This window comes from Martinezella lusitana (genome assembly GCF_010668395.1).
Classification (GTDB): Bacteria; Pseudomonadota; Alphaproteobacteria; order Rhizobiales; family Rhizobiaceae; genus Rhizobium; species Rhizobium lusitanum_A.
Genome location: NZ_WUEY01000005.1, coordinates 298,740 through 311,238, shown reverse-complemented (window position 1 = coordinate 311,238; position 12,499 = coordinate 298,740). Strand labels below are relative to the sequence as shown.

Sequence of the window (12,499 nt, the reverse complement as noted above, 5' to 3'; positions counted from 1 at the left end):
GGGGTGGCTTCAATTCCTCCACAACGCAAAACGCCCCGTCGCGGCGACGAGGCGTTCTCAATGCAAGCAAGGCGGCTGAGGCTCAGTCCTTGGCGCGCTCGACGTAGGAATTGTCTTCCGTTGCGATGACGACGCGGGTGCCGGCGTTGATGTGCGGCGGCACCATGGTGCGGACGCCGTTCGACAGCATGGCGGGCTTATAGGAAGACGATGCCGTCTGGCCCTTGACGACCGGCTCGGTCTCGGTGATCTCGAGCGTGACGTGGCGCGGCAGTTCGAGGGCCAGCGGAATGCCTTCGTGGATCGACAGGATGCAGGTCATGCCTTCCTGGAGATAGGCCTTCTGGTCGCCCATGGTTTCGACGTCGACGACGACCTGATCGTAGGTGGCCGGGTTCATGAAGTGGAAGCCTTCGCCATCTTCATAGAGGTACTGGAAGTTCACGTCTTCGACGAAGGCGCGCTCGACCTGCTCGGTGGTGCGCCAGCGCTCGGACACCTTCACGCCGTCGACGATGCGGCGCATGTCGACCTGGGTGACCGGAGTACCCTTGCCCGGATGAAAATTCGCGGCGGTGAGAACGACGTAGAGCTTGCCGTCGACGTCGAGAACGTTGCCCTTGCGGACCGAAGAGGCGATGACCTTGACCATAAGACTTCCTTGTAACGCTGCGTTTTGCGTCGTAGAGGGACTGTCGAAATGCTCTCCGAGACGCAGCAATTGTTTGCTTGGGGGCGCAACTACCCTAAATCAATGGAAATTGCCACCCCCAACGCGGCCTGCGCCCCGAAGAAAGCTAGGAATGAAGCCAACGACGAGCAAAGCGTCCCCCTGGTGGACCCGCAATGTCCATGCGGACCGGCGGCCGTTCCTCATCGGCCGCAACGCGATCCAGGCGGCGCTGCGCATCTTCTTTGCGAAGAACGACTTCATCGAGGTCGATACGGCGACGCTGCAGGTATCGCCGGGCAACGAGGCGCATCTGCACGCCTTCGAGACCGAGGCGCTGACGACCGATGGCAAGGTGCTTCCCCTCTATCTGCACACGTCGCCCGAATTCGCCTGCAAGAAGCTGCTGGCAGCCGGCGAGGAGCGCATTGCCTGCTTTGCCCATGTATATCGCAATCGCGAGCGCGGCCCGCTGCATCATCCAGAATTCACCATGCTGGAATGGTATCGGGCGGGAGAGAGCTATGAGGCCCTGATGGCCGACTGTGCGGCATTGCTGGCGCTTGCGGCCGAAACGGTGGGGGCGAAGAAGTTCAGCTTTCGCGGCGCGGAAACGGATCCGTTCCTGCCGCCAGAGCGCATCAGCGTGGCGGCGGCCTTCGAACGCTATGCCGGCATCGACCTCTTCGCGTCCATCGGTTTCGACGGGTCGACCGATCGCGACCGTCTGGCGGCGGATATGCGCCAGGCGGGCATACGGGTTGCCGACGACGACGTTTGGGCCGATCTTTTCAGCCGGGTGCTGGTCGAGAAGGTCGAGCCGAATCTCGGCTTCGGGCGCGCCACCATTCTCGACGAATATCCCGTCTCCGAGGCAGCACTTGCCCGGCCGTCGGCCGGGGATCATCGCGTTGCCGAGCGCTTCGAGCTCTATGCCTGCGGCGTCGAGCTTGCCAATGCCTTCGGCGAGCTCACCAATGCCAAGGAACAGCGCCGACGGTTCGAAATCGAGATGGCGGAAAAGCAGCGTGTCTATGGCGAGACCTATCCGCTGGACGAGGATTTTCTGCAGGCGCTTGCCGTCATGCCTGAGGCAAGCGGCATTGCGCTCGGTTTCGACCGGCTTGTCATGCTGGCAACCGGGGCCTCTCGCATAGACCAGGTGCTGTGGGCGCCGGTCGCGGAGTATGACGCATGAATGTAATGCGCCCAATCCGGACTATCGGCGAGCTTGAGCGCACCGGACTGATCGACGCCGATCAGGCGGTGGCGCTCGAAGCCGTGGCGGAGCGTTATGCAGTCGCTCTGACGCCATCCGTCATGCGCCTGATCGACCCTGCCGATCCCTCGGATCCCATTGCCCGGCAATTCGTGCCCGATGCGGCCGAATTGACCGTCACGCCCGAGGAGCGTGCCGATCCGATCGGCGATCACGCGCATAGCCCGGTCGAAGGTATCGTTCATCGCTATCCGGACCGCGTGCTTCTGAAGGCGGTGCATGTCTGCCCCGTTTATTGCCGCTTCTGCTTCCGTCGCGAGATGGTCGGGCCGCAGGGGCTTGGCACGCTGGATGGCGATGCGCTGGATGGCGCCTTTGCCTATATCCGCGACCACAAGGAAATCTGGGAAGTGATCCTGACCGGCGGCGATCCGCTGGTGCTGTCGCCGCGGCGTCTGGAAGACATCCTGCGGCAGCTGGCCGATATCGGCCATGTGAAGATCGTCCGCTTCCACACGCGCGTTCCCGTCGTCGATCCCTCGAAGGTCGATGCCGCGCTGATTGCGGCGTTGAAGGCGAGTGGCAAGACCATCTATGTGGCGCTGCATGCCAATCATCCGCGCGAGCTGACGGAGGAGGCGCGCGCGGCCTGCGCCCGGCTGGTCGATGCCGGCATCGTGCTCGTCAGCCAGTCGGTTCTGCTGAAGGGCGTCAATGACGATCCGGACGTCCTGGCGGCGCTGATGAAGGCTTTCGTCGAAACACGGGTGAAGCCTTACTATCTGCACCATCCGGACCTCGCGCCAGGCACCAGCCATTTCCGCCTGACGATCGCCGAGGGGCGGTCCATCGTTGCGGCATTGCGCGGCCGCATCTCCGGCCTTTGCCAGCCGACCTACATTCTCGACATCCCCGGCGGCCATGGCAAGGCGGACATTGGCCGCAGCTCGGTAAGGGAACAGGGCGAGGGCTGCTATTCGATTTCCGACTATCGCGGCGGCGAGCACATCTATCCGCCGCAAGATTAAAGTCCGTTCTGGCGATCTTATAGTTTCACTGACGCTCTGATTGTTATGAGTCTTTTCGAATAAAACGTGGCAGCGAATTTTGTCGCATTAACCTTCTTTCAGGCCTCATCTTTCCAAAAATCGCCACACCTTAATATTAGATATATATAATATAATCGTACGGACCATCGGTTAGATGGCTTACATATGGTAAATTTCAATCAGACAAATGTTGAATATAGCAATTTTCTACGAAGTATAAGTTGCGTGTATTTACCACGTCGCTTAGCGGAATGTTCTAATTTGCCTGTTACTTCTTGGTGAAAGATAAGACGGCGTAACTGTGGTTATGCTTACAATTGCCAGAAGGGACTAGACTATGAACAAGACGATTCGCGAATTGCTGGCCAAGTTCGGTGCGCTTCCTGTTGCTGTCGACCAGATCGAAAACGATGCCGATCTCTATGCGACCGGGCTTTCCTCCTTCGCTTCCGTGCAATTGATGCTCGGTATCGAGGAAGCCTTCGACATCGAGTTTCCGGATAACCTGTTGAACCGCAAGTCCTTCGCCAGCATCGCCGCGATCGAAAAGACCGTCGGCATGATCCTGGACAACCGAAAGGTCGCATGATGAGCGCGGCCATCGCTTTGCTTGAGGTTGGCTCGGGAGACGGGCTGGCGGTGCGAGCCGCGCGCGTCGCCGTTATCGCCAGCCAACACGCCGATGCCGTCGACGTCGAGGGCCGGTTCCCACGCGAAGCTGTCGACGCGATGCGCGCCGAGAAGCTGCTTTCCATCCAGATCCCCGCCGAGTTCGGCGGCGAGGGTGCGTCGATCACTGAAATTGCCGAGCTCTGCTCGATCCTCGGCCAGACCTGCGCGGCCAGTGCCATGGTCTTCGCCATGCATCACATCAAGCTGTCGAGCCTGGTCGAGCATGGCGCCGGCAGCGATTGGCACCGCGACTTCATGCGCCGCATCGCCCGGGAACAGCTGCTGCTGGCCTCCGCGACGACCGAAGGCGGGATCGGCGGCAACCTGCGCAACAGCATCTGCGCCATCAAGGTCGAAGGTGATACCTGCTTCCTGGAAAAGGACGCAACCGTCATCTCCTACGGCGCTCATGCCGATGCGATCCTGATTACGTCGCGCAGCCACGCCGAAGCAGCCTCTTCCGATCAGGTGCTGACGGTTTTCCTCAAGGATCAATACACGATCGAGCGCACCGTCGAGTGGAATACGCTCGGCATGCGCGGAACCTGCTCGGACGGCTTCCTGTTCAAGGGCAAGGCCCCGGCCGTGCAGATCCTGCCGAAGCCTTTTGCCGAAATTGCCGCGCAGTCCATGCTGGCAAGCTCGCATCTCCTCTGGAGCGGCGTCTGGTACGGCATAGCCGCCGACGCGGTTGCCCGCGCGCAAGCCTTCGTGCGCGCCGCCGCCCGCAAATCCCCCGGCGCACCGCCACCCGGCGCGCTGCGTCTGGCCGAGACGTCGAGCATGCTGCAAATGGTCAAATCCAATGTGGTTGCCGGCCTCAAGGCCTATGAAGAAGCCAAGTTGGATGCCGACAGGCTCTCCTCGATGGCCTTCGCCGTGGCGATGAACAACGTCAAGATCGCATCGTCCGAGATGATCCTGCCGATCATCAACCACGCCATGCTGATCTGCGGCATCATGGGCTACAAGAACGGTACGCCCTACAGCCTCGGCCGCCACCTGCGCGACGCGCACTCGGCGCAATTAATGATCTCGAATGACCGCATTCTCGGCAACACGTCGACCATGCTGCTCGTCCACAAACAAGATACCAGCCTGTTGGGGTAATCGTCATGGATATGCAAACCTCGTTTCTCGACCGTCTTTTCGAATCCGGCCTTCTGATCGACACCGGCGTTGATGGCCTTTATGGCCGCAGCGGCCAGTTCGAAGATGTGATCGCCGCCTTCGAGCGGCTGATCGACCAGTTCGGCGGCGCCGACGGCGCCGAAGCCATCCGCTTTCCGCCGGGCATGAACCGCGCCTTCTTCGAAACCAGCGGCTACATGAAGAGCTTCCCGCAGCTCGCCGGCACGGTGCACAGCTTCTGCGGCAACGAGCTCGATCACATGAGCCTGCTGAAGTGCATGGAAGTCGGCGACGACTGGACGAAAGACCAGCAGGCGACCGATATCGTGCTGACGCCGGCGGCCTGCTATCCGCTCTATCCGACGGTTGCCAAGCGCGGCGCCATTTCGGAAAGCGGCGCGCTCTTCGACCTGCAGTCCTACTGTTTCCGCCACGAGCCCTCCAAGGACCCGGCCCGCCAGCAGCTCTTCCGCATGCGCGAATATGTCTGCATGGGCAGCGAAAAGCATGTGACCGATTTCCGCCAGAGCTGGATGGACCGTGGCGTCGAAATGATGAAGGCCGTCGGTCTCGATGTCACCATCGACGTCGCCAACGACCCGTTCTTCGGCCGCGCCGGCAAGATGCTCGCCAACAACCAGCGTGACCAGAACCTGAAGTTCGAGCTGCTGATCCCGATCACCTCCGCCGCCAAGCCGACCGCCTGCATGAGCTTCAACTACCACCAGGATGCCTTCGGCACGAAATGGGGCCTGAACTTCGCCGATGGCAGCGTCGTGCACACGGCCTGCGTCGGCTTCGGCCTGGAGCGCATCGCGCTGGCGCTGTTCCACACCCACGGTCTCGACGTCAAGGAATGGCCCGAGAGCGTGCGCAAGGCGCTGTGGGGCTGATCGCTTCCATGGCTGCCGTGTTTCAGGGACTGGATCCCGCCGCCTACAAGCCACATGCGCTGCACGACAGCGAGCGCATGTGGCCCGAGACGAACTGCTATATCGATCTCTGGATCGAGGTGCTCTCGACCCTGAAGCTGCCGCCGGAAGCCATGCTCGGTTTCACGGTGACACAGGATTTCGAGGGCGACCAGTTCACCTTCTTCAAGGTGCCGCTCGAGGATCTGGAAGCGCTATACGGCGTCCGCTGCACCGAGCTTGCGATCTACGACAAGGTGCAGAACCATGTCGCCGAGCAGATCGGCCGCGGCCGGCTCTGCCTGGTGGAGATGGATTCCTTCTTCATGCCGGATACGCAAGGCGTCGGCTATCGCCGCGAGCACGGCAAGACGACGGTCGCGATCAACCGGCTCGACATGGAAGGCCGCACGCTCGACTATTTCCACAACGGCGGCTTCTTCCAGCTGTCGGGCGAGGATTTCGACGGGCTGTTCCAGCTGCATCTGACGGACGAGGACCTGCCCTTCCTGCCCTACACGGAATTTGCGAAATTCCCTGAAAAAGCACCGGCGGAAGCCGCCATCCGCGAGATGGCGCGGCAGCTCCTGTCCTTCCATTTCCGCCGCCGTCCGCGAGCCAATCCGATCCGCGCCTTTGCAGAGATCTTCCCGGCGCAGGTTGAAGCGGTTGCCGAACGGCCTTTCGGCTTCTTCCACAAATACGCCTTCAACACGCTGCGTCAGCTTGGCGCCAATTTCGAACTTGCCGGCAGTCACTTCGACTGGCTGACTGCGGATTTGTCCGAAGCAGCGGCGGAAGCACGACGGATTTCCGAGCCGGCGAAATCGGTGCAGTTCCAGCTTGCCCGCGCCATCACGCGCAAGAAATTTGAGCCATTGCGCACGGCGCTTGATCCGGCCGCCGATGCATGGGATTCCATGATGGCTGAGCTCGAGCGGAAGCTTTGACCGGCTTCCGTTCGATTGCGATACGGCTGGGTCATTTCTGACAATATTGGGGCGGGGACATCCCCGGAAAATCTCATGGGCGGGCGCTTGGCTGATCTCGGCGGTGGAATGCGGCTGAGCGAAGGTTGGAATCTGGTATTGACGGAGGCCGGCACCTGCATCGCGCCTTCCGACGTGCCGCTGACGTCGGGCTTCCTCCCGGCGCCTGTGCCCGGCACGGTGGCGGAAGCCCTGGAAAGGGCCGGGCGTTTCGACCGGACCAGGCCTCATCCCCTTCATGACAGCGATGCCTGGTACATCTGCCGTCTGGTGGATGCGGAGGCCGGCGAGGCCGTCCTGCGGCTGGAAGGATTGGCGACGCTCTGCGAGGTCTTCCTGAACGGCCAGAAAATCCTCGTTTCCGACAGCATGTTCGAAGCTCATGACGTCGCCGTCACCCTGCTTGGCGGCGACGAGCTGGCGCTCTGCTTCCGCGCGTTGGAACCAAGGCTTTCCGAACCTGGTCCTCGCGCCCGCTGGCGGCCGCAGATGATCACGCCGCAGGGCCTGCGGACGGTACGCACGACGCTGCTCGGCCATATGCCCGGCTGGTGCCCGGAGGTTCAGGCCGTCGGCCCGTGGCGGCCGATTTCGCTTCTGCGGCCGAGTGCGCCGGTTGTTCGTGATCTTTCCTTGCGGCCGGATCTGCTCGAAAACGGCGAGGGCAGGCTCTATGCCTCGCTTTCGATCGAGGGCGATGTCGAGGCGCTGGTACTGCGGTGCGGCGATGTCGAGCAGGCCTTCGAACGGGATAGTCCCGGCCGCTATACCGCCATCCTGAAAATTCCCGGTGTCGAGCCCTGGTGGCCGCATACGCATGGCGAGCCGCACCTCCATGACGTCGCGCTCGTCGTTGACGGCATCGAACATGCGCTCGGGAAAACGGGCTTTCGCCGACTGTCGATCGACCGCGGCAGCGATGGGCAGGGTTTTACCCTGATCGTCAACGGCGAGCGGGTTTTCTGCCGTGGGGCGGTCTGGACAACGGCCGACATCGTGCGCCTGCCCGGCGGCCGGGAGGATTACCAAGACTGGCTGCGGCTGGCGGCCGAGGCCGGCATGAACATGGTCCGCATCGGCGGCACCATGGCCTATGAGACGCCGGAATTCTTCCGCCTTTGCGACGAACTCGGCCTGCTTGTCTGGCAGGATTTCATGTTCGCCAACTTCGACTATCCGAAGAACGACAAAGCCCTCAATGCCCATGTCGAGGCGGAGGTTTCGCAGCTTCTGGGCCGCACGCGCCTGTCGCCTTCCCTGGCCGTCCTTTGCGGCGGCAGCGAGATCCACCAGCAGGCGGCGATGATGGGCCTGCCCGAGCGCTTCTGGTCAAGCCCGATCGTCGAGGAGATCATCCCGCCGGTGGTGCAATCGCTTCGGCCCGACGTGCCCTATGTGGTCAATTCGCCCTCCGGCGGCGCCATGCCGTTTTCGCCGAACGCCGGCGTCACGCATTATTATGGCGTCGGCGCCTACATGCGGCCGCTTGCCGATGCGCGCCGTGCCGATGTCCGCTTTGCCGCCGAGAGCCTGGCTTTCGCGCATGTGCCGCAGGCGCGCACGCTGGGCCAATACCTGCCGGTCCCCGCCGTTCATAGCCCGCTATGGAAAGAGCGCGTGCCGCGGGATCGCGGCGCATCCTGGGATTTCGAGGATGTGCGCGACCACTATCTTCAGGAGCTCTACGGCTTCGAGCCCAACCGGTTGCGGCGGGAGGATCCCGATCTTTATCTCAATCTCTCGCGCGCCGTGACCGGCGAAGTGGCCGAGGAAACCTATGCCGAATGGCGGCGCCACGGTTCCGATTGCAGCGGCGCGCTCGTCTGGACGCTGCAGGACCTGCTTCCCGGCGCCGGCTGGGGCGTCATTGACTCGACCGGGGAGCCTAAGCCGGTCTGGTATGCATTGCGCCGGGCCTTTCGGCCGGTGCAGGTGCTGCTCATGGACGAGGGCACCAATGGCCTCGACGTGCATGTCATCAACGAGAGCGATGCGGCGCTCGACCTGACGGTCGAGGTCTCCTGCCTGCGCGACGGCCGCCAGATCGTGGTCGGCGGCGGCCGCGACCTCGTGGTCGAAGCGCGCGGCAAGCACAAGATCGCCTGCACCGATCTTTTCGGCGCCTTCTTCGACACGACCTACGCCTTCCGCTTCGGCCCGCCGTCGCATGATGTCACGGTGGCGCGGCTGACGGCGGCGGCAACCGGCGCGGTGGTCGCCCAGGCCTTTTACTTCCCGCTTGGACGAACCAGGGCGTTTCATGATGCCGAGATCACCGCATCGGTCCTTCAGGAAGGCGAGGATTGGTATCTGGAGCTGAGCAGCGATCGGCTGGCGCAATCGGTGCAGATCGATCTGGAATCCTATCGGGCGGAGGATGACTGGTTCCATCTCGCGCCGGGCAGCAGCTGGCGAATTCCCCTGCATCGGCGGCCGGGCGTTCCGGCCGATGTCATCCCGTCCGGCCAGATCCACACGATAGGCAGCCGGCGGATCGTCGAGGTGTGAAGACTTATCTCGCCCGCCAGGAGCGAGATAACCCCAAAATCACCGCCAGCCCCAACTACAACGTCACACCATCCGGACCGAACAAGTGGCAGCGCTCCGGATCGATGCGGATATCGACCGTCTCGCCGGCGCGGATGGCCTGCTGATCTTCCAATGCGACCGTCAGCGTCTGACCGCCGTGCAGCGTCGCATAGAGGATCGTCTGGCCGCCCAGATGCTCGACCAGATCGACATGCGCGCTGCCGAGCGCCACGCCCCGATCGCCGACATTCAGGTGTTCCGGGCGCGCGCCGAGCGTCACGGCTTCTCCGGGCTGGAGGCCGCCGAGCCGGCGTGGCAGGCGCACCGTCTGGCCGTGGAGGTCGATGATGGCGGAGCCATCGTCGGACGCCACGATCTTCGCATCGAGAAAGTTCATTTTCGGCGAGCCGATGAAGCCGGCGACGAACTTGTTCTTCGGCTTGTTGTAGAGGTCGAGCGGCGCGCCGACCTGCTCGATCTTGCCGCCGTTGAGCACGACGATCTTGTCGGCCATGGTCATGGCTTCGGTCTGGTCGTGGGTGACGTAGATCATGGTGTTGCCGAGCCGCTGGTGCAGGCGGGCGATCTCGACGCGCATCTGCACGCGCAATTCGGCGTCGAGGTTCGAAAGCGGCTCGTCGAACAGGAAAATATTGGGCTCGCGCACGATGGCGCGGCCGATGGCGACGCGCTGGCGCTGACCGCCGGAGAGCTGCTTCGGCTTGCGTTGCAGCAGCTGGGTGATCTGCAGCACCTCGGCCGCCTTTTCGACGCGCGGCTGGATGTCCTGCTTCTTCATGCCGGCGGTTTCGAGGCCGAAGGCGAGGTTCTTGTAAACGGTCATATGCGGGTAGAGCGCATAGGACTGGAACACCATGGCGATGCCGCGCTTGGAGGCGGGAACATCGTTCATGCGGCTGCCGTCGAGATAGAGGCCGCCGCCGGAAATCGGCTCAAGTCCGGCGATCATGCGCAGCAGCGTGGACTTGCCGCAGCCGGAAGGGCCGACGAAAACGGTAAATTCCCCCGGCTCGATTTCCAGATCGATCCCGTGAACCACCTGAAGCTCGCCATAGCGCTTGATGACCTTCTGCAGCGATACGCTTGTCGCCATGGGTGCTTCCTCCTTGTTCGTCCTGATGGCTCGCGGGGCAACGTTCATGCCGGCCTCCAGCTCTTGTACTTTGCGCTTTCCGGCCCGACAGGAAAGCGGACTTCGGCGCGTGTTTCTGATGATTCGTAGAACGCGGTGACGAGTTCCAGCGCCTGGCGGGCATCGGCTGTCGTCACCGGCAACGGCCCATTCGACAACAAGGCTTCGTGGAACAGCTTCATCTGCGTGTTGAAGCGGATTGGGATCGGCGTCCAGCCGGAGAGAAGCGCATCGATCTTCGCGCCGATTTCCTCATTGGCGGGGATGATCTTCCAGGGGTCCTGGCCGGGGCTGTAGGGCTCGTGGTTGCTCTCGATCAACACGTTTTCGAAGCAGAGGCGCAGGCGGCTGATCTGCTCCTGCGAGCCGAGCGTGGCGCTGATGGTGGCGAGCGCGCCGTTTTCCATCAGCAGGCTGGCGCTGGCGCAATCCTCGACTTCGATATCGTTGACGCGAGTGGCGACACGGCCGAAGAGGCCCGCGATCGGGCCCATCAGATAGGTCAGCATGTCGTGCAGGTGAATGGAGTGCGTCATCAGCACGCCGCCGAGCTCGGTCTCCCATTTGCCGCGCCAGGGAACCGCGTAATAATCGGCGCCGCGCACCCAATGCGTCTCCGACGTCGCGACATAGGGCTTGCCGGCGATGCCGGCATCGATGATGCGCTTGGCCTTCTGGATGCCGTCGCCGTAGCGATATTGGAAGATCGGCATCAGTTGGCCCTTGGCCGTCTTCTCGGCGGCGATCACGGCATCGATATCGGCGAGCGATCCGACAAGAGGCTTCTCGCAGACCACATGCTTGCCAGCTGAAAGCGCCTGCATGATGAGCTGAAAATGCGAGCCGGGCGGCGTGCAGATGTCGATGATGTCGATTTCGGGCATGTTCAGGACTTCGGAGAAATCCTTGGCGCGCTTCTTGATGCCGAATTCGTCGCCGACCGCGTTCAGACGTTCCTCGTTAAGATCACAGAGAACGGAGACTTCATAGCGATCAGAGTGAGGCAGATAGCCTTCCGTTATGTGTGAACGGCCGATGCCGAGGCCGATGATCGCGACTTTCTTGATGTCGGACATATGCGGATTACCTCTGAATGCTGTTGAGCGATGTTGCCTCGGCAAGCGCCTGCGCCTTCAGCGCCAGTTCCATGGCCTTGAAGCAATGCTCCTGGCCCATCGCCGTTTCGGTGCGGTCTCTTATGTCGGCGGCAAGCTGGCGACCATAGGGCAGGTCGAGGCCGGTGCAGTCGATATGCTGCATGCCCTTGCGGTCGGTGAGGAAGAGGTGATCGGTGCCGGGCCGGCCGGCGACATCGATATATTTGCGCAGCTCGATCGTGCCTTCGGTGCCGACGATAAAGAGACGGCCGTCGCCCCAGGTCGGAAGACCGTCCGGCGTGAACCAGTCGACGCGGACATAGCCCGTCACGTCGGGCGTGCGCAGGTGGAAATCGCCATAGTCCTGCAGGCCGGGGGTGTCGGGATTGGCACGGTTGGACACCGTCGCCGACAGCACTTCGGCTTCAAGAGAGCCGGCAAAGAACAGGAACTGCTCGCATTGATGCGAGGCGATGTCGGTGATGATGCCGCCATAGCGCTTGCGGTCGAAGAACCAGTCCGGCCGGGTCGGCTTGCGCAGCCGGTGCGGACCGAGGCCCGTCGTGTGGATGACCTTGCCGATGGCGCCGGCCTTCACCAGCTCGCCGGCCTTGACGGTCGATGCCGTCTCGAAATGTTCGGAATAGAGAATGGAGACGATGCGCCTGGTCTCGGCCTGCACTCTGCGCACGTCCGCGAGCTGATCCAGCGTCACCATGCCGGGCTTGTCGAGCATCACGTCCTTGCCATGGCGCATGGCCTCGATGGCAAGTCCGGCGCGCTCGCTGGAAATGGCGGCGCTGACGATCAGCGCGATGGAGCTGTCCTCGAGAATTTCCCTTTTGTCGGCGACGCGTTTCGCCTGTGGAAAGCGCCCGGCGAAGACAGTGGCGAGGTCATCCTCGATAGCGTGGAAGGCGACGAGTTCGGCGCCGGCGCGCAGCATGACGTTGACCTGGCCGTAGATGTGATCGTGATTGAGGCCGATGGCGGCAAAGCGCAGCGCGCTCATGCGACATTCCTTTCAATGGGTTTCTCAATATGCGGCCCCAAGCCTTGGGTGTTCGGGACCGCGCGGT

The 12,499-nt window shown here is 62.5% G+C and carries 11 protein-coding genes; 7 read left to right on the top strand and 4 right to left on the bottom strand.

The window, feature by feature from the left end; all coding sequences use genetic code 11:
* Nucleotides 1-82 precede the first annotated feature (82 nt).
* Nucleotides 83-652 carry an elongation factor P gene (gene efp / locus GR212_RS14255; protein WP_163987219.1) on the bottom strand — a complete coding sequence of 190 codons (570 nt, stop codon included), beginning with the start codon at nt 650-652 and terminating at the stop codon, nt 83-85.
* Between the two features lie 151 nt (nt 653-803).
* Here efp and epmA point away from each other — a divergent pair, with 151 nt between their 5' ends.
* The 7 genes from epmA to GR212_RS14220 all read left to right on the top strand — a co-directional run bounded on the left by epmA (nt 804) and on the right by GR212_RS14220 (nt 9,149).
* A complete protein-coding gene (gene epmA, locus GR212_RS14250; protein ID WP_163987218.1) occupies nt 804-1,868 on the top strand; it encodes an EF-P lysine aminoacylase EpmA in 1,065 nt (354 codons plus the stop codon).
* A complete protein-coding gene (locus GR212_RS14245; RefSeq protein ID WP_163987217.1) occupies nt 1,865-2,917 on the top strand; it encodes a lysine-2,3-aminomutase-like protein in 1,053 nt (350 codons plus the stop codon). The genes epmA and GR212_RS14245 overlap by 4 nt, the downstream gene beginning before the upstream one ends.
* A 358-nt stretch (nt 2,918-3,275) precedes the next feature.
* The gene (locus GR212_RS14240) at nt 3,276-3,527 is read left to right on the top strand and encodes an acyl carrier protein (RefSeq protein ID WP_163987216.1); all 252 of its coding nucleotides are present in this window, start codon (nt 3,276-3,278) and stop codon (nt 3,525-3,527) included.
* Nucleotides 3,527-4,720: an acyl-CoA dehydrogenase family protein gene (locus tag GR212_RS14235; protein WP_163987370.1), complete on the top strand. Its 1,194-nt coding sequence runs from the start codon at nt 3,527-3,529 to the stop codon at nt 4,718-4,720. The genes GR212_RS14240 and GR212_RS14235 overlap by 1 nt, the downstream gene beginning before the upstream one ends.
* Nucleotides 4,721-4,725: 5 nt before the next feature.
* Complete coding sequence (locus GR212_RS14230; RefSeq protein ID WP_163987215.1) at nt 4,726-5,634, top strand: amino acid--[acyl-carrier-protein] ligase; 909 nt, start codon at nt 4,726-4,728, stop codon at nt 5,632-5,634.
* An 8-nt stretch (nt 5,635-5,642) separates the two neighbouring features.
* Nucleotides 5,643-6,602 carry a DUF1839 family protein gene (locus GR212_RS14225; RefSeq protein WP_163987214.1) on the top strand — a complete coding sequence of 320 codons (960 nt, stop codon included), beginning with the start codon at nt 5,643-5,645 and terminating at the stop codon, nt 6,600-6,602.
* Nucleotides 6,603-6,677: 75 nt separating this feature from the next.
* A complete protein-coding gene (locus GR212_RS14220; RefSeq protein ID WP_163987213.1) occupies nt 6,678-9,149 on the top strand; it encodes a glycoside hydrolase family 2 protein in 2,472 nt (823 codons plus the stop codon).
* Nucleotides 9,150-9,204: 55 nt separating this feature from the next.
* Here GR212_RS14220 and GR212_RS14215 read toward each other — a convergent pair whose 3' ends face one another.
* The 3 genes from GR212_RS14215 to GR212_RS14205 are packed head-to-tail and all read right to left on the bottom strand — an operon-like array spanning nt 9,205 to nt 12,432.
* Nucleotides 9,205-10,284 carry an ABC transporter ATP-binding protein gene (locus GR212_RS14215; protein ID WP_163987212.1) on the bottom strand — a complete coding sequence of 360 codons (1,080 nt, stop codon included), beginning with the start codon at nt 10,282-10,284 and terminating at the stop codon, nt 9,205-9,207.
* A gap of 44 nt (nt 10,285-10,328) precedes the next feature.
* Nucleotides 10,329-11,399, bottom strand: coding sequence for a Gfo/Idh/MocA family protein (locus GR212_RS14210; protein ID WP_163987211.1), 1,071 nt, complete (start codon nt 11,397-11,399; stop codon nt 10,329-10,331).
* A gap of 7 nt (nt 11,400-11,406) precedes the next feature.
* Nucleotides 11,407-12,432, bottom strand: a complete 1,026-nt coding sequence (locus tag GR212_RS14205) for a Gfo/Idh/MocA family protein (RefSeq protein ID WP_163987210.1) — start codon at nt 12,430-12,432, stop codon at nt 11,407-11,409.
* Nucleotides 12,433-12,499 lie beyond the last annotated feature (67 nt).

What these genes read in the sequence shown, in the direction of transcription:
- GR212_RS14215 (WP_163987212.1), bottom strand. Translation starts at nt 10,284, where the DNA reads ATGGCGACAAGCGTATCGCTGCAGAAGGTCATCAAGCGCTATGGCGAG.
- GR212_RS14225 (WP_163987214.1), top strand. Translation starts at nt 5,643, where the DNA reads ATGGCTGCCGTGTTTCAGGGACTGGATCCCGCCGCCTACAAGCCACAT.
- efp (WP_163987219.1), bottom strand. Translation starts at nt 652, where the DNA reads ATGGTCAAGGTCATCGCCTCTTCGGTCCGCAAGGGCAACGTTCTCGAC.
- GR212_RS14245 (WP_163987217.1), top strand. Translation starts at nt 1,865, where the DNA reads ATGAATGTAATGCGCCCAATCCGGACTATCGGCGAGCTTGAGCGCACC.
- GR212_RS14205 (WP_163987210.1), bottom strand. Translation starts at nt 12,432, where the DNA reads ATGAGCGCGCTGCGCTTTGCCGCCATCGGCCTCAATCACGATCACATC.
- GR212_RS14220 (WP_163987213.1), top strand. Translation starts at nt 6,678, where the DNA reads ATGGGCGGGCGCTTGGCTGATCTCGGCGGTGGAATGCGGCTGAGCGAA.
- GR212_RS14240 (WP_163987216.1), top strand. Translation starts at nt 3,276, where the DNA reads ATGAACAAGACGATTCGCGAATTGCTGGCCAAGTTCGGTGCGCTTCCT.
- GR212_RS14230 (WP_163987215.1), top strand. Translation starts at nt 4,726, where the DNA reads ATGGATATGCAAACCTCGTTTCTCGACCGTCTTTTCGAATCCGGCCTT.
- epmA (WP_163987218.1), top strand. Translation starts at nt 804, where the DNA reads ATGAAGCCAACGACGAGCAAAGCGTCCCCCTGGTGGACCCGCAATGTC.
- GR212_RS14210 (WP_163987211.1), bottom strand. Translation starts at nt 11,399, where the DNA reads ATGTCCGACATCAAGAAAGTCGCGATCATCGGCCTCGGCATCGGCCGT.
- GR212_RS14235 (WP_163987370.1), top strand. Translation starts at nt 3,527, where the DNA reads ATGAGCGCGGCCATCGCTTTGCTTGAGGTTGGCTCGGGAGACGGGCTG.